General features: G+C 55.3%; 17 protein-coding genes and 3 pseudogenes. 11 read left to right on the forward strand and 9 right to left on the reverse strand.

Annotated features, from left to right (window positions below; translation table 11 throughout):
* Nucleotides 1-143: 143 nt before the first annotated feature.
* The 3 genes from ACVBEG_RS10885 (at nucleotide 144) to ACVBEG_RS10895 (ending at nucleotide 2,689) form a co-directional block, all read left to right on the forward strand.
* Nucleotides 144-1,145, forward strand: coding sequence for an AraC family transcriptional regulator (locus ACVBEG_RS10885; protein WP_322217768.1), 1,002 nt, complete (start codon nucleotides 144-146; stop codon nucleotides 1,143-1,145).
* A 747-nt stretch (nucleotides 1,146-1,892) separates the two neighbouring features.
* Complete coding sequence (locus ACVBEG_RS10890) at nucleotides 1,893-2,342, forward strand: methyl-accepting chemotaxis protein (protein ID WP_416194631.1); 450 nt, start codon at nucleotides 1,893-1,895, stop codon at nucleotides 2,340-2,342.
* Nucleotides 2,343-2,524: 182 nt separating this feature from the next.
* Nucleotides 2,525-2,689, forward strand: coding sequence for a hypothetical protein (locus tag ACVBEG_RS10895; RefSeq protein ID WP_322183154.1), 165 nt, complete (start codon nucleotides 2,525-2,527; stop codon nucleotides 2,687-2,689).
* A gap of 279 nt (nucleotides 2,690-2,968) precedes the next feature.
* Here ACVBEG_RS10895 and ACVBEG_RS10900 read toward each other — a convergent pair whose 3' ends face one another.
* Nucleotides 2,969-4,312 (reverse strand): OprD family outer membrane porin, encoded by a 1,344-nt coding sequence (locus ACVBEG_RS10900; RefSeq protein WP_322179302.1) that lies wholly within the window; start codon nucleotides 4,310-4,312, stop codon nucleotides 2,969-2,971.
* A gap of 588 nt (nucleotides 4,313-4,900) precedes the next feature.
* Nucleotides 4,901-5,080 (reverse strand): annotated as a pseudogene (locus ACVBEG_RS10905) (IS21 family transposase); the annotation flags it as partial.
* A 202-nt stretch (nucleotides 5,081-5,282) separates the two neighbouring features.
* Here ACVBEG_RS10905 and ACVBEG_RS10910 point away from each other — a divergent pair.
* The 4 genes and pseudogenes from ACVBEG_RS10910 to ACVBEG_RS10925 all read left to right on the forward strand — a co-directional run bounded on the left by ACVBEG_RS10910 (nucleotide 5,283) and on the right by ACVBEG_RS10925 (nucleotide 7,987).
* Nucleotides 5,283-5,960 (forward strand): dTMP kinase, encoded by a 678-nt coding sequence (locus ACVBEG_RS10910; RefSeq protein ID WP_447107689.1) that lies wholly within the window; start codon nucleotides 5,283-5,285, stop codon nucleotides 5,958-5,960.
* Nucleotides 5,961-6,128: 168 nt separating this feature from the next.
* A protein-coding gene (locus ACVBEG_RS10915; RefSeq protein WP_322179288.1) for an IS3 family transposase occupies nucleotides 6,129-7,216 on the forward strand; the annotation gives its coding sequence in 2 pieces (ribosomal slippage) (nucleotides 6,129-6,381 and nucleotides 6,381-7,216; 1,089 coding nt in all).
* A gap of 34 nt (nucleotides 7,217-7,250) precedes the next feature.
* A pseudogene (locus ACVBEG_RS10920) lies at nucleotides 7,251-7,535 on the forward strand (DUF4113 domain-containing protein); the annotation flags it as partial.
* 149 nt (nucleotides 7,536-7,684) lie between these two features.
* Entirely contained in the window at nucleotides 7,685-7,987 is a 303-nt protein-coding gene (locus ACVBEG_RS10925) for a DUF1883 domain-containing protein (protein ID WP_322179287.1), read from the forward strand.
* Between the two features lie 232 nt (nucleotides 7,988-8,219).
* On the opposite strand, the pseudogene ACVBEG_RS10930 reads toward ACVBEG_RS10925, so the two are convergent.
* The 3 genes and pseudogenes from ACVBEG_RS10930 to csiR form a co-directional block, all read right to left on the reverse strand.
* A pseudogene (locus ACVBEG_RS10930) lies at nucleotides 8,220-8,897 on the reverse strand (methyl-accepting chemotaxis protein); the annotation flags it as partial.
* A 499-nt stretch (nucleotides 8,898-9,396) separates the two neighbouring features.
* Entirely contained in the window at nucleotides 9,397-10,029 is a 633-nt protein-coding gene (locus ACVBEG_RS10935) for a hypothetical protein (RefSeq protein ID WP_322179286.1), read from the reverse strand.
* A 354-nt stretch (nucleotides 10,030-10,383) separates the two neighbouring features.
* Entirely contained in the window at nucleotides 10,384-11,091 is a 708-nt protein-coding gene (csiR, locus tag ACVBEG_RS10940; RefSeq protein WP_322179285.1) for a DNA-binding transcriptional regulator CsiR, read from the reverse strand.
* Between the two features lie 194 nt (nucleotides 11,092-11,285).
* Here csiR and glaH point away from each other — a divergent pair, with 194 nt between their 5' ends.
* From glaH to ACVBEG_RS10955, 3 genes are all read left to right on the forward strand, one after another.
* A complete protein-coding gene (glaH, locus tag ACVBEG_RS10945) occupies nucleotides 11,286-12,263 on the forward strand; it encodes a glutarate dioxygenase GlaH (protein ID WP_322179284.1) in 978 nt (325 codons plus the stop codon).
* Nucleotides 12,264-12,352: 89 nt separating this feature from the next.
* Nucleotides 12,353-13,612 carry an L-2-hydroxyglutarate oxidase gene (lhgO, locus tag ACVBEG_RS10950; protein ID WP_322216384.1) on the forward strand — a complete coding sequence of 420 codons (1,260 nt, stop codon included), beginning with the start codon at nucleotides 12,353-12,355 and terminating at the stop codon, nucleotides 13,610-13,612.
* Between the two features lie 79 nt (nucleotides 13,613-13,691).
* Nucleotides 13,692-15,068 (forward strand): aspartate aminotransferase family protein, encoded by a 1,377-nt coding sequence (locus tag ACVBEG_RS10955; RefSeq protein WP_322179282.1) that lies wholly within the window; start codon nucleotides 13,692-13,694, stop codon nucleotides 15,066-15,068.
* 202 nt (nucleotides 15,069-15,270) lie between these two features.
* Here the strand turns inward: ACVBEG_RS10955 and ACVBEG_RS10960 are convergent, their stop codons facing one another.
* Genes ACVBEG_RS10960 through ACVBEG_RS10970 form a run of 3 tightly spaced genes read right to left on the reverse strand, consistent with a single transcriptional unit; the run spans nucleotide 15,271 to nucleotide 18,882 of the window.
* Nucleotides 15,271-16,296, reverse strand: a complete 1,026-nt coding sequence (locus ACVBEG_RS10960; RefSeq protein ID WP_322179281.1) for a histone deacetylase family protein — start codon at nucleotides 16,294-16,296, stop codon at nucleotides 15,271-15,273.
* A 12-nt stretch (nucleotides 16,297-16,308) separates the two neighbouring features.
* Nucleotides 16,309-17,538 carry a Zn-dependent hydrolase gene (locus ACVBEG_RS10965; RefSeq protein WP_447107690.1) on the reverse strand — a complete coding sequence of 410 codons (1,230 nt, stop codon included), beginning with the start codon at nucleotides 17,536-17,538 and terminating at the stop codon, nucleotides 16,309-16,311.
* Nucleotides 17,539-17,556: 18 nt separating this feature from the next.
* Nucleotides 17,557-18,882, reverse strand: coding sequence for an MFS transporter (locus ACVBEG_RS10970; protein ID WP_330201183.1), 1,326 nt, complete (start codon nucleotides 18,880-18,882; stop codon nucleotides 17,557-17,559).
* A gap of 161 nt (nucleotides 18,883-19,043) precedes the next feature.
* On the opposite strand from ACVBEG_RS10970, the gene ACVBEG_RS10975 reads away from it, so the two are divergent.
* On the forward strand, nucleotides 19,044-20,000 hold the full coding sequence (locus ACVBEG_RS10975) for a LysR family transcriptional regulator (protein ID WP_322182685.1): 957 nt from the start codon (nucleotides 19,044-19,046) through the stop codon (nucleotides 19,998-20,000).
* 248 nt (nucleotides 20,001-20,248) lie between these two features.
* Here ACVBEG_RS10975 and ACVBEG_RS10980 read toward each other — a convergent pair whose 3' ends face one another.
* Nucleotides 20,249-20,893 carry a c-type cytochrome gene (locus tag ACVBEG_RS10980; protein WP_330201184.1) on the reverse strand — a complete coding sequence of 215 codons (645 nt, stop codon included), beginning with the start codon at nucleotides 20,891-20,893 and terminating at the stop codon, nucleotides 20,249-20,251.
* Nucleotides 20,894-20,909 lie beyond the last annotated feature (16 nt).

Consider the following 20,909-nt stretch of genomic DNA (forward strand, 5'->3'; position numbering starts at 1 on the left):
TACCGAAATCAGGTAATGGCGCCGCAGCCGACATCTGGGATACTGCTAATCAGGTGGACAGTCTAAGGGGCGAGCAGGCGCCGGGCCTATGCCAAAACCGCTCAGCAAAACTGCTATTTTTTGCCATAGGCAACCCAGTATCCATGAACGAAAAACACTCCGTTTCTTCCTACTTCGCCAAGGCGCTGCTCTATCAATTTAGTGGCCGGCCAGTGGAAACCGCTCGTCTTTTAGAGCAGGCAGGGTTCGCGGAGCGCTCGCTGGATGAACTGCCTGAACGGGTAGCCGCGACAAACTTCGCCGCGCTTTGGCTAGCCGTGGTGAAGGAGCTTGACGACGAGTTTTTTGGTTTGGACTCCCATGGCATGCCCTTGGGCAGTTTCGCCCTGATCTGCCGAGGATTGATCCAGGTTCCTACAGTAGAGAAGGCGCTAAAGCAGTCGCTGGACTACTTCAAACTGTTCCTGCGTGACATTGAATGCGAAGTACAGGCCCGCGGTAAACGCAGGGTGGTGGTCATGCGTTGTACCAGCAAGGATGAACATTTGCGGGCCATCGTGATTGAGACCTTCATGGTTCTGATCGTTGGGTTGATGTGCTGGCTGGCAGGCAGGCGCATGCCCATCAGTCGCGTGCAATTCGAACATTCGTTGCCTGGACACGGTGATGAGCACTTGCTGTGGGGTGCTTACGTGGAGTTTGACGCGAATATCACGGAAATCGAACTGGATCCTGAATGCTTGAAGCTTCCGGTCATTCAGGATCGACAATCGCTGTACACCTTTTTACGTAACGCTCCGCAGTCGGTGTTTATCCGTTTTCGTAACAGAGAGGGATACAGCGCCCGAATTCATCAACGCTTGAAATCCTGCGGCTACGATCACTGGCCGACGCTCGAACAGCTTGCCGCAGAGTTTGCGATTAACCTCAGCAGCCTGCGGCGTGCGTTAGAGCGTGAAGGGTTTACCTACCAACAGATCAAGGATGAAATGCGTCGATCCATTGCCTTCGAACGATTGCGTACGACGTCCATGAGCATCGCCGAAATCGCTCAGGAGGCGGGGTTCCGGGAACCCAGCGCGTTCCATCGAGCGTTCAAGCAATGGACCGGGGAGAGCCCTGGAGCCTTTCGTCGTCGCCGGTGAGGTCTAAAAGCCATTACGTCAACCTTCTGCTGAAAACGTTTGCCTGACCCTTGCGCCGGGTCAGTTTCCGCGCTCCTTGGGCGCCATGACGCCACCTCTGCACAAAACGGATAGATATCTGCACAGGTCGGATATTGCGTTTTGTTTCGCCTCCATAGCCTCGCATGGCCTCAACAAAAGCGATGGACTTCTCGTCCGCCGTTCTAAAAACAACAACGAGAGACGGATGCCATGCGCAATATCGACGTACATGAGGTTATCGAAAAACCTGCTGATCTTCAGTTACACCTGAACGCCGCTGTGATCAGCATGGCTGCTCATAGGGCACGTAAAATATGGGCCGGTTTGCTGTTGATGGTTGCAGGCGTGGGCGCAGTGGTGTTGGCCTGGGGTGATAATGAGCGCCTGCTGCTGGCCGGCGGAATCAACCTCGCGTTGCTGCTCGCATCCGCGCTCTATCATCGGCAACTTGCGGTTGTGCGACAGGAACCGCCAAAGCGCGAGTTGGAGGTTCCGGTACTCAGTGCTCCGGTGGCCGTTGTGCAAACGCAGGCCCAGATACCCAACCCTGTGTGGCCGGGGGCACACGTTCAGGCCACCCTGGAGCAGTTGACCCAAGCAGTACTGCAAACCGAGGAGGACATGCGCTTCGCCGATCAGTTGGCGCGGACTGCTGGCGAACGGGTGAAGTCGAGTGCGCAAAGCATGCAGTCATCGGCGAGTGTGCTCGGCGATCTGAATCTCTATATGCAGGGTCTCGATCAGGTGTTCAACGAGCTGAGCAGTCAGTCGGTACGAATTGGCGCCATTGTCGGGAGCATTCAGGACATTGCCCGACAGACCAATTTGCTGGCATTAAATGCGGCCATCGAGGCCGCACGGGCGGGTAGTCATGGTCGAGGTTTCGCCGTGGTAGCAGACGAGGTGCGCAATCTGTCTCGCCAGGCCGCCGATTCCAGTGCGCAGATCCGACACATCGCCACGGGCCTGGAACAGTCTGCCGAGAATGCGCGCCAGGGTATCGAGCACTTGGCGGGGTCGACGCGGTTGGGCCTGGAAAAGGCCGAGGTCGCGTTGCACTCAATGGGTGAACTTCAAAATGGTGCAATAGCGCGGGTAGTAGTGGTCGAGCGCATCATGCAGCGATTGGCCAGCCTGCATGAATTGTCATTGGAGGCGAAACGGATAGTCGCATGAAACCGTGCTGCTCCCTGAAGACACACGGTTCGGGGCACTTGAATGAAGTGACGACGCGTCTGAGCGCGTAGGGCAAAGGACTGTGTACCCGTTTGTTTACCAAACAAGTACACAGTCGATCTCAAGTCCATCTAAACGATGTCGATGATGGATTTAACCTAAACCCAAACAAGATAAGTCTCATGGTTAGCATCACCTCTGTTTCGATCAACCAGACCCTTTCGACGCCTTCGAGTAAAACCGCGACCACCTCAGGGTCGTTGCAGACCGCCACGGCGGCGTTGTTGCAGGCATTGCAGGATGAAGGCAGCACCACCACGGGTTCGATGGTCAGTACTTCGGCTTAATTGGCTGCCGACAACCTGAACGTAAACAGCAATCATCGAAATTTAGCGCTTGCCAATGACGGATATAAATACTCAGCTTCACTGAGTATTTATATCGAAAGAGCGAGGAGGGTGGCGGCTGGTCTCTGGCAGGATTCCTGCTGACATCTACCTGGTTGAATACTTAAGGTTGAAAGACTTTGATGTCGATAATCCTGTTTTTTTTGCTAGTGATCAACGCTAAGTAATCCTTGGGTGGCAACCATTAGCTCAGGTAACTGCCACCTCTGCCGCGATCGATCAGAAGAAATTGTAGGTGTAGTTGAAGAACAGACGGGTCTGATCCAGGTCAGCAGTCCCAGTGTTCCCAGCGTGGTAGGTGCCGTGGCGCAGGGTAGTGCCGAAGCCTTTCAATGGGCCGGTTTGCACCACATAGTCGACGCGCGTGTCGATTTCCGACTCGTGCTGATCGGGCCCATGGCCGTCGGCCGCTTTGATACCGTCGCCCCGCAGGTAGCTGATTGACGCCTTCAGGCCGGAAACGCCAAGACTGGCAAAGTTATAGCTGTACTGGCCGAAGTTGGTGTTCTCACCCGCTCGGGCGAAACTTCCGACGGTAGCGTCGTTGAAAAGGTAAAAACTATAACCGCCTTCGCCTTCGTTTCTACCGTACTTGTTAACCACGCTGGCGTCGTTGTTCCAGACGAAACCACCGTTGTCAGAGACCTGAGTTCGGCCCAGCATCAGCGATTGGTTACCCAAGGAGTAGGTGAACATCGAGCTCCAGGTGTTGTTGTCCACCTTGCCGGTGTTCTTCGCGTAACCACCGTTGTTGTTGAACGCGTAGCCAACCTCACCGTTGCGTCCGTCCGAGGTGCTGTTGAAATAGCGCAGATCGGTCTTGAACGAAGAGTCGTTGGTGATCGGTAGCACATGCACCAGTCCCAAGAAGTTCTGCGAGTAGAAGTTCTCCAGGTTGGCGTAGTAGTACTGCAAGGTTAGGTCTTTGTTGACCTTCCAGTCACCACCGGCAAAGCGGAATTTATTGCTGCCGTGCGTGGCGCCGGACACCGACAAGCCGGTGCTGTTGGTCGAGGCGCGGCCTTTGACGCTTTCGATCTGGCCACCCGTCAGCGTCAGGTTATCGATTTCCTTGGAGGTGATCATGCCGCCCTCGAAGGTCTGCAGCTGCAGGCGCCCATCGTTGGCCACCAGGATGGGCAGATTTGGGGTCAGTGTGTTGCCATAGCGAATTTCAGACTTGGAGAAGCGTGCCTTGACCGTAGCACCAGCACTGGCCCAAGTGGATTCCGCCGAACCGTCGCTTTTGCTCGGAGTAAAGGTATTGATCGCCGGGTGCATGCCTTTGCCGCCGTCGAGGTGCAGCCCGAGCATGCCTTCAAGGTCTACGCCAAAACCGACAGTGCCTTCGGTAAACCCCGAGATATAATCGAGCTTAAACCCCTGCGCCCATTCTTTTTGATCTGCACCACCGGAGTGGTTATCCGCGTTGAAAAAGAAGTTACGCATGCCCAGTGATAACTTACTGTCTTCGATAAAGTCTGCCCGCGCGGTGGAGGTTAATCCAAGACCCACGGTTAGGCTCGTCAGCGCCAACGTGGCCGACAGTGATTTGCTGTGCATAGTTGCCCCAAAGTGTATTTATTATGAATTATTAACAAGCGTGACGCGCCAGTGCTATCTGTCAGTAAGTAATGGACTGGCGCGGTGTTATTTTTCATCCGGTGGTTAAACGGTGTGACCAGGTAGATAAGTGCCCGAATAGAAATAATGTCTACCTGCGTGGTCTGATCGCTCTTGGCAATGGCAGCATCATAGACTGGCAAGTACCATTGCGATCAACGCGACTTTTACGCTAATTTCTAACCCCGGTATAACTAATTGCAGCCGTCTTGTATGGACTGGTTTTCCGCTAGGAATGGCCTGAAAAAGCTTTGGCAAAAAAATTAGACCCAGAAATACGCGGCTTTCAACTCGATGGCTTTCCAGAAAGGAGAATTTTTCAGCGTTTCCCTGGGTGCTGTCGAAAGCAGGTCTTGGAATAGCTTCTGTGAAGCCGGCGGATTCTAAGGCAGTGTTGAAACAGTGAGTAGGCCGGTTTGTGATAAACACTGTTTCCTAAATGCGGGGTAATTCATTTCGTTAAGGCGCCGATGTATCGATAGCCTGCCGATTAGCCGTTGTCGCGGTGACTCTTAGACATGTGCTCGGTTTTGCGCGAGCGAGCAATACGGCGACCCCGTAATGCTCGGCCAGATCACGGTAGCTGGGGTTGATGTCCTGCTCGTAGCGATGCGCTTTGCTGACGCTGCTGCGCAGGTTGTCCGGCACCAGTCTCTAGGATGTCCCTCCGAGAAAAGCGAAGCAGCGCACGTGCGAGCCCAGCCAGTTTCGCTATTTAACATATGGGCGATGACCGATGTTCATAAGCGGCTGTATCCCAGGATTTTGAGATCCGTTAGCCAGAAACTAAGTTAGAGTGATCATCAATGTCTGTTCATAAGGTCCCTCCGTTCGATTCGCGCAGTCGCGCCAAGCGGTTCCAGCGAACGAACAGGGCAAAAATAACCGTATATCAATCGTTATGTGAAGAATGAATCGTCCGCTGTTTGTTTCTCTAGATGGGCCCAAGGGAGCCGGCAAAACCACGCTTTTGGAGGCCGTTACGAAAGTACTGAGGGCCGACAACAAAAAGGTGATCCGACTTTGCGAGAAAAAAAGCGATCCCTATAGGGCTGAAACAATGGCCCTCGTTAACAAACTCGTCAGAAATCCCACCCGGGATTTGGAGTTGGGGGTTTGTGAGCGCTTTGCTGATAGCCGTGCTTGGATTTCCCAGCACGTACTGCCTAAACAGCCACCAGGCAGCATCATCTTGATCGATCGCTGGTACCCGTCTGATGCCGCGTTTCGCCGGATAGTCCCGTTTGCAGAGATTCTACAGTTGAACGTTGATCGGAACGTGCGAGTGCCAGACCTCCATGTTGGGGTTGTCACTGCCCCTGATATTTCATGGGCGAGGGCAGCGGCACGACGGCGTGGGCTGAGCAGTACTGTGATTCATAAGCTGGAAGAACATGTCGCTTGCACCAAGGCGTTCGAGCGAGCGATTGCAGATCACGGCTGGGTTTTATGCCGTAATGAAGGAACGATCGAAGGCGCAACGATGCAGGTGATTTCTGAGATCTATAGAGTCCTTCGATGCCCCGTAGGCGAAGTTCGCTGCGCCGGCCTTGATTCGGTTGAGATAGCCGTAGATATAGATCGTTAGCAGGATCGAAGGGCTGATTTGTCGCCGCAGCAGTAGCCGGCTGGCGCTTTGATCTGGATGGCTGTCAACGAAATCTGAGCCGAAGCAGCCCGGGGTGGGGTAATCCCCCCTGAAAAAAGTACTCGTCGGAAGTAGAATTTTCTCCTAATCGGAACAAGGAAATTTTGCGTGAAGACATCGCGTTTTTCGGACAGTCAAATCATGGCCATCCTCAAGCAAGCCGAGGCTGGAAGCCCGGTGCCAGAGCTGTGTCGCGAGCACGGTATCAGTTCGGCCACCTTCTACAAGTGGCGCACCAAGTTCGGTGGTATGGATGCGTCGCTGATGGCTCGGTTGCGCGAACTGGAGGAGGAGAACCGGCGCCTCAAAAAAATGTATGCCGAAGAGCGTCTCAAAGCCGAAATTATCCAGGAGGTCATGGCAAAAAAGTGGTGAAGCCATCGCGGCGACGAGAGATGGCGCAGGAAGCGGTTTGTTCAGGTCGGTGCAGTATCAAGCTGGCGTGCCTGGCCTTCTCGGTCAGCATCACGTGCTATCGCTATCAGCCACGATTGTCGTCTGAAAACGCCGAGATCGCCGATCAACTAATCCGGCTCACGCATAACCAGCGTAACTGGGGGTTTGGCTTGTGCTTTCTGTACCTGCGCAACGTGAAGGGCTATCGGTGGAACCATAAGCGGGTGTACCGGATTTACCGCGAACTGGAGCTGAATCTGCGGATCAAGCCGCGTAAGCGCGTCGTGCGCGAGAAGCCCAAACCGCTAGCTGTTCCTGAGGCCACCAACCAGTGCTGGTCGATGGATTTTATGCACGATCAGTTAGCCGATGGGCGTAGTTTTCGGATTTTTAATCTGATTGACGACTTCAACCGCGAAGCCCTGGGTATGGAGATTGATTTGTCGCTACCGGCTGAACGTGTGGTGCGTGCACTGGATCAGGTCATTGAATGGCGTGGAAAGCCGCAGGCGATCCGCAGCGATAGCGGTCCAGAATTCGTCAGCACCAAGCTCGCTGAGTGGGCCGAGAAACGGGGCATCCGACTTGACTTTATTCAGCCGGGCAATCCGCAGCAGAATGCCTATGTTGAGCGCTATAACCGTACTGTGCGCTATGACTGGCTGGGACATTACCTGTTTGAGTCGATAGCTGAAGTTCAGGACTACGGTCCGAACTGGATCTGGACATACAATCACGAGCGCCCGAATATGGCCCTCGGCGGCATTACTCCAAAACAGAAGTTGGCCCTGGTGGCCTGACCTCTATTTCTGGTGAGTATTAGAAATGGGGGGATTACCCCGAGTTTTCAGGCCCGGTTTCAAATACAGCAAGGCCGAGGTGCTCCTGCTTAACCTTTGCCAAAAAGGCGAATACACGGATGACCTTTTTTCGATCTCCCAGCCCGAAGCGACCGAGAAAGTGATGGGCGTATTGGACGCTATAAATGGCAGGTGGGGTAGGGGGACGATGCGCTTGGCGAGCGTGCCTGTGGATCCGGACTGGGGTATGCGGCGGGAGATGATGAGTCAGAGTTTCACTACGCGGGTTGATCAGCTTTGGACTGTTTTCTCTAAATAAGTCCTGTAAGGCGCTATCAGCGTTTGAGCTTGATCAATATGTCCGGTGCTGACGTCACCAACCCACACAACCGAACAGCCTTGGAAGCCGCTACGCCCGACACCCGCCGTGGTATTGTCTAGCTTCACCTCTAACCGCCACGGGTCTCCATGAAATTTATACACCAGCGCGAGCAACTCAACGAAGATGACGTGGTGATCATCGAATGCTCGAATACATGCAACATACGTTTAATGAACGACGCCAATTTTCGCAGCTTCAAGAGTGGAGGGCGCCACACCTACCATGGTGGCGCATTCGACAAGTTCCCAGCGAAGATCGTCGTGCCCAGCAGTGGATTTTGGAACATCACAATAGACACCGTAACCAGCAGGGCAATTAGCGTGACCCGTAAGCCAAACGTCAAGCACTTGATCAAGATCGTCCGGCGATCTAGCCCTCGGCTGCAATGATCGCAACGCACAGAAGTTTGTCGCTAGGGACGTGCTTCTGCTTACTGATGATCAACGGTAAGCGTATCGACAACACAGCTTGACAGCCTTGTGAATGGTGCAACCGGCGCTCGCCGGTTGCTGCCTTATTCGAGCACTGCATGGTCTGTAACGAGGCTCATGAAGACGGTGGCTGGTTGAAGTTGTTTAGTGCCAAGGGTGGGGGCGATTGATTATTTATGCTGCGTGCCCCCTAAGCCACCCTGAAAAATGCCACCTTCTGGGTAAGGCGATCAGCTAGCTGCGCCAGCTCCTGGCTGGCCGTTGCCACTTCCCGTGATCCAGGTGCTGACTGCACGGTTGAGCTGTGGATGCGGGTGATATTCTGTGCTACGTCCTCGGCCACAGCATTTTGCTGGAGAGAGGCGCTGGCGATTTGGGTATTCATATGGTTTATGGCGCCCACTTCTTGGCTAATTTTGGACAGCGCTCTCTGAGCGTTGCGGGTTTGCGCCACTGTCCGATTTACCAGTTCGCAGCTGTTGCGCATGGTTTGTGCTGCCGTTTCGGTACCGCTCTGCAAAGTGCTTATCATTGCGCGAATTTCCTCCGTCGACTGCTGCGTGCGGTTAGCCAGTGAGCGCACCTCGTCGGCCACAACCGCAAACCCTCGACCGTGCTCACCGGCCCGGGCTGCTTCGATGGCTGCGTTCAAAGCCAACAGGTTAGTTTGCGAGGCGATTGAATTGATCACGTCGATAACCGTTTCAATCTGTTCGCTATGCTTGGACACCTGTTCCACGGTGTTGGTGGTTTCAACCAGTGAGGTAGCCAGCTGCTCGATAGCTAGCGTGGTGTCTGCAACCAGACGGTTACCGCTTTCAACTTCAGCATCTGCGAGACGCGTCGCATCCGCTGCTTGGGATGCGTACTATGAGCAATCCAGTTCAGATAACGATCGGCGTACCAGGCGCTCATGAATGGAAGGCACGACTCGTCAACCTCGCTCAGACGGGCTGAGACGTGAGCATTGACCGGGAATCGTTTTACTCGGTTGGGTTGCCAATGGTCATACGGAGGGAAGATCGGAAATGCGATGAACGGCCGCGTCATAGGGGGAACCGGCAAGCTAGAATCTTTGGGTGGTACCTATATGTGTAGCAGAGAGATCGGGGTCCGGCCAGTCTGATCGTGGGATGCAAGGCGAACCGGCGATTAGTGACACGGCAACAAGAGGCGAAGGTGAGACAGGGGATGAGGATGAGCTTTCAAATTGCTGATTTTTCAAGGAACGGGGTTTTGTGCAAACGTGACCGGAGGTTAGTGATATTGGACACCTATGCGCAACTTTAGAGTAATACGTGATTTAACATAATATACATTATGCGAACCCTCCTATACAGGCTGGGGGCTCGGCAGAGCCACCAAGATCACACGGCCTCTACAGGCCATAGCATTCCTTCAGAAACGACAAAATGCTTTTGGATGAAATCCGCCAATCCCAGGCCACTGCTCTGAACCTCTTGGACATACACAACAAAACCGCCGTTGGTAGCCGCATCATGGATTGGTCCTTTCTTACCTAGACGTGCATCTTTCTTTTCATCAACTGTGATCAGAATCGAATTCAAGGACGCAACCGCCAGAGAAACATCAGCCTCGTCTTTTCTCAGGACTGTTTTTTTTCGCTGTTTGGCGGCGCAGCCCGCTTGTACAAATTGCTGTGTTTTTTCACGCTGCCGCCAGTCTTGCTCGTCTTCCGATTCAAAGGTGCCTTGGCCAAAACCGCCATAACGAGAAGGCTCCTCAGGATTGTCTAAATCAGAGAAACCGAACACATAAGTGGTCGTAACCTTGCGGCAATCGATGCTGTTGCGGATGTACTCCTTCAAGGGCCGCTTATCAATACCATGGGAGTCGTCCGGTATCTGAAGTAGCTCTAACTCGACCTCCCTTGTAATGAACAAGGAGAATTTTTCAGGAGGTAACCCAACACAAAGATCATACTGATTGTCGAAAAAGTAGTTCCATGTGCAGCTATCAATGGTTACAGGAATGGTCATAGCGTCCTCAGTATGGTTCGATCTCGAAAAGCACTGTAGCCTCGTTCGTCTCACGGGGGCTATAACCAAAAAGAATAACTAAACTAAATTACCATTTAGATGAGCTATTATTCAGACGGCATAAAACTATCACCCCACGGTTGTCCACGCGCTCAATTGTGAGCGCCCTCCTCTAATGAAATATGCTGCACTCAGCATGCGCATGAGCTGAAAAGGTTCCTACATTGTTTGAGCGTTCCTTTCGCATTTAATGTAGTGCTCTAGCCTTGGTAGTCCAAATCAAGTGCTGCCAAAGGGTCCTCGTGTTTAGAACCCGCCACCGCCAAATGCTGCCCGACTCGCTGAGCGCCAAGCTCAAAGAGCAGCGGCAGCCTTGCCCAGACCGCCGCGCTGCATAACCTCGACGATGATTGGCACTGGAGTCATCAGGTGGTTGCGCATCATTGCTGTTGCACGAACGGTATCGCGGGCGAGGATGGCTTCGACCAGCGCGGCATGTTCCTCGCGCTTGAGCTTCAGGGCTTCGTCAGAAAAAACCGTTTGTGTCAGCCACAGGTGGCGGTAGCGCTCGGCTTGGTCAAACAGGTAGGTACGCGCCTGGAGTAAATGCTTGGAGCCGCAGCCAGCCGCAATGGCACTGTGGAAAGTCTTGTGCCGCTCATCCCAGACGTCGAGCACCTGCTCGCGGGTTTTCACGTCCATTACCTTAGATAGCGTATGGGACTGCGCGAGTATCTGAGCCTCCCAGGCGTCGTCGCCGCGTTCGATGGCCAGGCCGACAATCATGGCTTCCAGGTTGGCGCGGGCATCATAGATGTCCTGCATTTCCTGCAGCGACATGGGCGCTACGCGGTAACCTTTCTGGCTGATTACCACCACTAGGTGTTCAGCCACCAGTTGTGACAAAGCTTCTCGCAGTGGGCCTACACCAAGGTCATAACGTTCCTTCAGCCCGCTCATAAGGAGCTTCTCTCCAGGCTTGAAGACTCCACGGATGATGTCCCGCTTAAGCCGCTCATACCCGCTGAATACAGAGTTCTGCCTGGGGGTGAGGCTATCCAAGGTACTGCTCCTCAACTCGTTAAAGTCTCCATCATACCTAAACATCTACTGACCGAAAAATATTAGACAATGAAGTATTTTGTCTCTTCTTTTTAAAAACGTAGACATTTTATGTTAATGGCGATATTTTCATTCCTGCTTGACCCAGATCAACACGGGAAAGCGATTTTCACCCCACTTTGCCAGGAGCCGCCATGAACGCCTTTACTCAGATTCAGGACCTTGTGATGCCGCTGCCGTCGGAAAGCAAGGGCTTCACCCTCGCCCCTTCCAAGCAGTCACCTCGCCTTCTTGAGCTGACCTTCGCCAAGGAAACCGTCGACGCGTTCGTTAGTGCTGTTGCCGAGTGGCCGGTACAGGCACTGGAGTACAAGTCGTTCCTGCGCTTTCGTGTCGGTCAGATCCTTGACGATCTGTGCGAAGGTACTCTGCGCCCGGTTCTGATCAACACCATCCTGGATCGCGCCACCGGCGGCATGCTGATCACCCCTGAAGGCCTGTGCGACGTGACCCAGGCCGATGACATGGTCAAGTTCTCTTCGGCAGTGGCGCATCTGATTGGTCGCTCCAACTTTGATGCCATGAGCGGCCAGTTCTACGCGCGCTTCGCAGTGGTCAACACCGACAATTCCGACAGCTATCTGCGCCAGCCACACCGTGTGATGGAGTTGCATAACGACGGCACATTTGTCCAAGAGCGCACCGACTACGTGCTTATGATGAAGATCGACGAGCAGAACATGGAAGGCGGCAATACCCTGCTGCTGCACCTGGACGACTGGGAAGACCTGAGCCACTACTGCACGCACCCGCTGGCCCGCCGTGAAATGCGCTTCACCGCGCCACCGAGCAAGAACGTGCGTGAAGACGTGTTCCATGCGGTGTTCGACAACGACGCTGAAGGCCGCCCGACCATGCGTTACATCGACCAGTTCGTGCAGCCCAAGGACTTCGAGGAAGGCATCTGGCTGACCGCCATGAGCGAGTCCCTGGAAGGCAGCCAGAAGAAGGTATCGGTACCGGTGCCGGTCGGTAGCTTCGTCTTGGTCAACAACATGTTCTGGCTGCACGGCCGTGACCGCTTCACCGCCCACCCGGGCCTGCGTCGTGAGCTGATGCGCCAGCGTGGCTACATCAGCTACCAAAAAACCATGTACCAGCGCGGCCAGTAAGGTTTGCCAACAGCTGAAATGACGAGGGCCACCACGTGCGGCCCTCGTCATGCCTCAAATCAAAACGTAATTCAGGTGGGTGCAAGCTAATGGCTGCGTACGACTTCATTATCATCGGTGGCGGCATTGTGGGCATGTCCACGGCCATGCAACTGACCCAGGTTTACCCGGATGCAAAGATCCTCCTGCTGGAAAAAGAGTCCGGCCCGGCCAAGCACCAGACTGGCCATAACAGTGGCGTGATCCATGCCGGTGTTTACTACACACCCGGCAGCCTGAAGGCACGTTTCTGCCTGGAAGGTAACAAGGCGACCAAGGCCTTCTGCGACAAGCACAGTATCCGTTACGACGAGTGCGGCAAGCTGCTGGTGGCCACCAACGAGCTAGAAATGCAGCGTATGAGCGCGTTGTGGGACCGTACCGAAGCCAATGGCCTCAAGCGTGAGTGGTTATCGGCCTCCGAACTGCGTGAGCGCGAGCCGAACATCGTCGGTCTGGGCGGTATCTTCGTGCCGTCCAGCGGCATCGTGAACTACGCACAAGTCACCGTGGCCATGGGCCGTGAATTCGAAGCCGCCGGTGGCGAAATCCGCTACAACAGCGAAGTGGTTGCCATCGACGAGCGTCCCGATGAAGTGGTGGTGCGCACCGGCGATCAGGAGCACCACGGGCGTTTCCTGATCACCTGCTCGGGCCTGATGGCCGACCGCGTCGTGCGCATGCTGGGGATCAAGCCGAACTTCATCATCTGCCCGTTCCGTGGCGAGTACTACTTGCTGCCCAAGCAACACAACCAGATCGTCAACCATTTGATCTACCCGATCCCGGATCCGTCCATGCCATTCCTCGGCGTGCACCTGACCCGCATGATCGACGGCACCGTCACTGTCGGCCCCAACGCCGTGTTGGCGATGAAGCGTGAAGGCTATCGCAAAACCGATATCTCGCTGTCCGATATGTTCGAAACCCTGACCACTCCGGGCATTCTCAAAGTGCTGATGAAGAACCTGCGCCCCGGCCTGATCGAGATGAAAAACTCGCTGTTCAAGGGTGGTTACCTGAAAGAGGTTCAGAAGTATTGCCCCACCATAGCCAAGAGCGACCTCACCGCCTACCCGGCCGGTGTGCGCGCCCAGGCTGTCTCGCTGGACGGAAAGCTGATCGACGACTTCCTGTTCATCAACACCGCCCGTAGCGTTAGCGTTTGCAACGCCCCATCGCCCGCAGCGACGTCGGCCATCCCGATCGGTGCGTACATTGTCGACAAGGTCCGCGAGCAGTTAGCAAGCACCGGCGTCAGTTTCGTCAAACCGTACAACTCCGTTCGGGCTGCATCCACTGCAACCTGAGGCTGGGTGCCAAAGATGGGCGCCGCCGAGACACCATCGTGTCATCGAAACTTTTTCCTGTACCCATGAGTGCTAATCAATGAACAATAATAAATTGTCACTTGCCGAAAAAGACGTACAACACCAACTTCACCCCTACACCGATGCTCGTGTGCACGAGGAAGTCGGCCCGCTCATCATCGAGCGTGGCGAGGGCATCTATGTCTATGACGACCAGGGAAAACCCTACATTGAGGCCATGTCCGGCCTGTGGAGCGCAGCCCTGGGTTTCAGTAACGAACGCTTGATCAAGGCCGCAGAGAGTCAACTACGCAAGCTGCCCTTCTACCACCTGTTCGGCCACAAGGCGCACGCCCCCAGCATCGAACTGGCAGACAAACTGATCGAGCTGGCGCCGGTGCCGATGAGCAAGGTGTTTTTTACCAACTCAGGCTCCGAAGCCAACGACACCGTGGTCAAAATGATCTGGTATCGCAATAACGCCTTGGGCAAACCGGCCAAAAAGAAATTCATCAGTCGCATCAATGGTTACCACGGCATCACCATCGTCAGCGCCAGCCTTACTGGTCTGCCAGCCAACCAGCGCGGCTTCGATGTGCCGCTGCCAGGGTTCTACCATGTAGGCAACCCGCATCACTATCGCCATGCGCTGGCCGGCGAGAGCCAGGAGCAGTTCGCCGATCGCCTCGCCGCAGAGCTGGAAAATCTGATTCTTCGCGAAGGGCCGGAAACTATCGCCGCTTTTTACGGCGAACCGCTGATGGGCGCGGGGGGAGTGATTGTTCCGCCGCGCACCTACTGGGATAAAATTCAGGCGGTCTGCCGCAAGTACGACGTACTGGTTGTTGCGGACGAAGTGATTTGTGGCTTCGGCCGTACCGGCAACATGTTCGGCAGCGAGACCTTCGGTATTCGCCCGGACGTTATGGTGCTGTCAAAGCAGCTTTCCTCGTCCTATCAGCCGATCTCGGCGATTCTGATCAATGACGAGTTGTATCAAGGCATCGCAGACCAGAGCCATGCCCTGGGCACCCTGGGCCACGGTTTTACCGCCGGAGGCCATCCGGTCGCTGCCGCCGTAGCACTGGAAAACATCAAGATCATTGAAGAAGACAATCTGGTGCAGCATGCCGCCGCCATGGGCAAGATCCTCCAGGACGGGCTGAACCAATTAGCCGATCACCCGTTGGTGGGCGAAGTGCGTGGGCAAGGTCTGATCGCCGCTGTGGAGCTGGTCGCCGACCGTGCAAGCAAAGCCCCATTCGAGGTAACAGGCAAGCTCGGTCGCTACCTGGCCGGTCGCGCTCAGGAACACGGCATGATAACTCGCAATATGGGCGATGCTATTGCCTTCTGCCCTCCGCTGATTTCCAGCGAATCCGAGATCCGTTTGATCCTCGAGCGTTTTGCCCGCTCGCTTGAGGATACCCAACGCTGGTTCAACGCTAGCCGCTAGGTCGCCAGCGATCCCTGAGGGAGTTCTTCGCATGTAAAAAAGCCGCTCGCTTATAGTAAGTAAGCGGCTTTGCGGACCGGGCAATAGCACCGACTACTCAGTCGTTGCCGTTCCTGACTTTCGCAGGGCTTGGCTCTCACCACTCACTGCGAGTTGGAAATGCTTTTTTTACGTTGCTACGTGAAATCTGCAGTTCTCGGAACTAGCCCAGCCATGCCTCAGGGCTATCGAAAAACGCTCTAGCGTTGCTCTCCAGTGTTTCTAAGTGATAACCGCCTTCCTGCACAATCACGCATGGCACACCGAGGTCACGCACGCACTCGCCTAAACGGGCAAAGCCTTCACGAGTGACCGCCACTTTGCTTTGTGGGTCCAGCTCATAAATGTCGAAACCCAATGACAACACCAGTGCGTCGGCGGAAAACGCTTTTACCGCGGCCAGTGCCAGCTCCAACTTACCGAAGAAATCCGCTTCGCTGGCCCCATGGGCCATCGGAAGATTGAGGTTGTAACCCTCACCAGCCGCAACCCCACGCTCATCTGAAAAGCCTGCTACGCCGGGATAGAAATTGGTCGGGTCGCCATGAATCGACACATACAAAACGTCGTCACGATCATAGAAGATTTCCTGTATGCCCTGACCGTGATGCATGTCGGTATCCATCACAGCCACACGCTGGAAACCGTCACGCAACGCCTGGGCAGCAATCGCCGCGTTGTTCAGATAACAAAAACCGCCGGCGGCCTCAGCTCGGGCGTGATGTCCCGGCGGGCGGCATAGCGCATAGGCGGCAGGTGCACCTTCGAGCAAGGTCTTCGCCGCAGCTACCGCGCTTTGCGCTGACCAGTACGCCGAACGCCAGGTTAACTCACCGATCGGGCAACTCCCATCGGCCAGGTAACGCGCAGCCTGGGCGAGAATCCCCCGCAACGCATTGGGTTCGCGAACGAAGATATTAGACATCACCTCTTCGCCCCAATCTTCCGGCACTTCTTTCCAGCGTTGATGAGCCTCTTGCAAGAAAGCCAGGTAATGGCCTCCGTGGACGGCCAATAATGGATCAAGGCCGTAATCTTGCGGCTGTTGAATATCGAAACCCAGCGCCTGTGCCGCTTTTAGCAGATTGCAAGCACGCTCAGGTACTTCCTGAGGCGTACGCATCTGACCACGGGAGTAATAGCTGCGCGGATAATGGAGAAGTTGTTCGGGGTGAAAAAAACTACGCATCGGACTCTTTCCTTATTCAACCTGACCAGCACGGGTCAGTACTGCGTTGAGCAATACGTCAGTACCCCGACGCACATCTTCGGGCAACACATCTTCTGCTTCGTTGTGACTCAAACCGCCGACGCAAGGAATAAAGATCATTGCCGTCGGGCAGAACCGCGCAAGGTGAATGGCATCATGGCCGGCACCACTGACGATAGGCTGCTGGGCATAGCCCAAAGCGTCCACGGCTTGTTGCACGGCGGCCACGCAATCGGCATCGAATGGCGTGGCTGGGCTGATCCAGTGCGGATTGACACTAAGAGACAAGCCGCGCTTGGCGGCAATGTCTTGCAGGCGCGAACAGACCTGTTGCTCCATCACCTCAATGGCGGCATCGCGATGATGACGAAGGTCGACCGTGAAGTTCACCATCCCGGGGATGGTATTGCGCGACGACTTTGCAATGTTCAACTGGCCGACCGTGGTCAGCCCCTCGGGCGCGAAATCACCGGCCAACGCTTCCAGCGCCTGAATCATCTGCGCCGCGCCGTACAAGGCATCCTTGCGCAATGGCATCGGCGTGGTGCCCGCATGAGCCGCCATGCCCTCAACGCATACGTCTAGCCAGCGTATGGCCTGGCCGCCGCTCACAACGCCAATACTTTTTGCGTTGTCTTCAAGGATTGGCCCCTGCTCGATGTGAGCTTCAAAATACGCGTCCACCGCCCCGCCTAGCGCACGCTCACCGTCATAGCCAGTACGCTTGAGCGCCTGCGCTACCGTCACACCGTCGTTGTCCTCGACGCTCAGCGCTTTTTCCAGCGCCAGCGTTCCGGTGAACACCGCAGAACCGAGCATGGCGGGAGTAAACCGTGCGCCCTCTTCATTGGTCCAGACCGCGATTTCAAGCGGTTTTCGGGTCTTAATCCCTAAATCATCCAGGCGCCGCACCACTTCCAACCCAGCCAACACGCCATAGACACCATCGAAGCGCCCACCTTCGGGCTGAGTATCCAGATGGCTACCCATCATTACCGGAGCCGCCTGCGGGTCAGTACCGGCACGTCGGGCAAACAGGTTGCCAATACCGTCAATACTCAGGGTCAGCCCTGCATCCAGGCACCAACCGCTGAATAGTTCACGACCGACCTTGTCTTCGCCACTCAGGGCCAGACGGCAACTCCCGCCCCGCGCCGTTGCGCCAATTTCGGCCATGGCCATAAGGCTGGCCCATAGGCGCTCGCCATTGATTTTCAACATACAGATTCTCCAACGGTGTCAGGCGCTATGAGCCATTTCAAGGCGATGTGCATGGGCATGACGGCGGGAAAGTGCCAGCACGCAGAACAGAGATACGCCTGCGATCGAACTGTAGAACACTGCCATAGGCCACCACTGGCCGAGGTACTCATGGGCAAGCCAGGTGCCTATCAATGGCGTCAACCCGCCAGCCAGAGCGCCACACACTTGATAGGCCATGGAGATAGCCGTGTAACGCACTCGAGTTTCGAACAGACCACTGACGTAACCAGCGATCACTGCGTAGAACGAAGCCATGCATACTACCGCCAGGGCAATACCGAAGATGATCAGCGGCGCCTGGCCGCTGCTCACCAACATGAACATCGGATACGGCGAAGCCATCGCCAACAGGCACATGGCACACAGGAAACGGGTCGCGCCCACCTTCTCGGCCACCCACGCGGCTAAAGGCTGAATGCAGAACTGGATGATCGCTACCACGAACAGGCATTCGAGAATCAACGAACGCGGCAAGTTGAGCTGTTGGGTGGTGTAGGCAATCATGAAGGTATTGGTGAAGTACACGCCTGCAATGCCCAGCGTGTTAGCGCCAATGCACAGTAACAGTGGTCTCCAAGAGGTTTTAAGCACCTCTAGAACCGGCGCCTGCTCCTTGCGGTTAGAGACGGCACGAGCCCTGTCTGCGCGCGCTCTATCCTCGAGGAATTCAGGAGACTCACTGACACCGAGACGTATCACCAACCCCACCACGAGCAGCAGTGCGCTGGCGAGGAACGGCAAGCGCCAGCCCCAGCTCATCAAGTCTTCCTCAGACAACCGGGTGACCGCGCCGAACGCCAGCAGCGACAGAATCAGGCCCGCTGGGCTGCCTAGCTGAGCGAACGACGCGAAAAAATTGCGACGACCTTTGGGCGCATGCTCGCCAGCCATCAACACTGCGCCGCCCCACTCACCTCCGACTGCGATGCCCTGGACCACACGCAGCAGGATAAGCAGGACCGGTGCTGCAACGCCAACCTGCGTATAAGTCGGCAGCAGACCGATGCACACCGTCACCACGCCCATCATGACCAAGGTGATGATCAGAGACTTCTTGCGACCGATGCGATCACCGATATGACCGAAGACCACCCCACCCAGTGGACGGGCGAAGAAACCCACGGCGAAGGTGCCGAACGCGGCCATGGTACTGAAAAGCTTGTCTTCGGAAGGAAAGAACAGTTGGCCGAATACCAGAGCTGCCGCGGTGGCGTAAATGTAAAAGTCGTACCACTCAATCATGGTGCCGATGAATGCGGCTGCCGCAGCACGGCGCGGCTGTGGCGAAGCGGAAGGCTTCATGGGTCAGGCTCCTTTTGGTTTGTTTTTTTGGCAGGAGAAAGCGTGTCGCACATGCGCTCTTATGGCGCTTGATTGAAGTGATTTATCGTCTTGGGGCTATGATTAGTCAATTTTCTATTTATTATTTCAATTATAAATTCTGTTTATTATTGAGCGCCGTCATGCCAGATACCGATAACCCCAAGCTCCGCCGGAATGTGCATCCACTGCTCAATGATCGTCTGGACTGGAACCTGCTGCGCACCTTTCGAGTCATTGGTCAGGAGCTGAGCATCAGCCGCGCCGCAGCCCGTCTGCATTTGACCCAGCCTGCCATCAGCCAGGCGCTCAAACGGCTGGAGGAACAACTTGATTGCCAGCTCATCGCCCGACGCGGTCCACGCTTTGTTCTCACCGAAGCCGGTGAAGAGATCTTCGCCATTGCAGGTGAGATGTACGGCCAGGTCTCGCAGATGAGCAATGCCCTGCAAAAGCCGGGTGACGAGGTAATAGGCAAGGTGCGGCTGCTGATGATCAGCCGGATTTTCTCGGAACGTTTCGATGACTTCTTGGCCGCATTCCATCGACAGCACCCGAGGGTAGATCTAGACATAGAAGTCATGCGCAGCTCCGACATCGTCAGCGCGCTGCTGGAGAAAACCGCAACTCTGGGCTTGAGTCTCAATCGCCGGCCGCAGCCTCGCCTCGAACAACATTTGTTCCTGCGCCAGCGCTATGCGTTTTTTTGTGGTCGACACCACGCCCTGTTTGGCCGTGCAGGTTTGGCAGAAGGCGACCTGCAATCGGAAAATTTTGTCAGTTTCACGAGCGACCAGATTGGCGGGATGCTTTCGCCGCTGACCATCTTTCGCGACCAGCAAGGTTTCAGCGGACGCATCGTTGCATCATCGCCAAGCCTGGAAGAAGTGCGACGTCTTGTGATCGCCGGCTTCGGCCTTGGCTGCCTGCCGGTCCATGTTGTCGCTGACGATGAGAAGAACGGTCTGCTGTGGCGTTTGCCGCCTCACGACGGCATCGCAGATGTAGATATCCACCTGTTATGGAATCGAGACCAGAAAATGAGTCGCGCCGAGATGATTTTTATCGACAGTCTGACGGCACGACTGGCAGTCGATTGATTAAAAACCTTAGAGGTGATTTACAAGCCTGCCCACTCAACGACTCAGCATGCTGAGCCGTTGAGTGGGCAGGCTTTATATCTGTCATGGCTTGTCGAGAAACTTTGCCCCACTGCGTGGCTTGTGGTTCGTTGTCCTGAGCAACTGCATCGTTGTTTGAATTATCGAACCAGCGGCGCCTCAACCAGAGTGCAATACCGACCAGAGTAACCAGCCCCGGCACATCATCACAGGTGCCGCAAAGGCCGTTATTTTTTTGCCCCGAGTGTTGCAATGTAATGAGCGACAGATTCAGCATCTGCATCAGACAGTGAGTGCGTGACCTGCTTCATCAGGGCACCACGGGGGCGCTGGTCGGTCTGTTGGAAAACCTTGATCTGGCGAATCATATAGTAGGCGTGTTGACCCGCCAGGCGCGGAAACTGACCATTGCCCTGCCCGTCAGCACCGTGGCAGGAACTGCACTGAGCGACGCCAGACTCAGGCAAGCCCTTGCGAAAGATTAATTCGCCGCGTGCATCAGCCGTATCAGCATCAGCCTTCATAGGACTCTGACTTGAAAAATAGTCTGCCAGTTCGCTGATCTGAGTCTCTGTCAAATGGGTAAATCCCCACATGTACTGAGTCCCGGTTTCATCGCTGCGTGCATGGCCCTTGAAGTCAGTCAGCTGCAACTTCAGGTACTCCTTTTGCTGACCGGCCAACTTGGGAAACATCGGCGAGATGGATTCCCCCGTCAGCCCATGGCACATGGAGCACACCTTGTCCGCCATGGCGATGCCGGACATGGGCGACGTTTGTTGCGCTGTCTCCCCGTTCGTACCTGTGCAGCCCGTGAGCGTAACCACGCAGAGGGCAAGAAAAGAAAGTGGTCGTTTGAAAGTACCCTTCATGCCCGTTGCCTCCATG

The sequence above is a fragment of the Pseudomonas sp. GG8 genome (assembly GCF_052976945.1).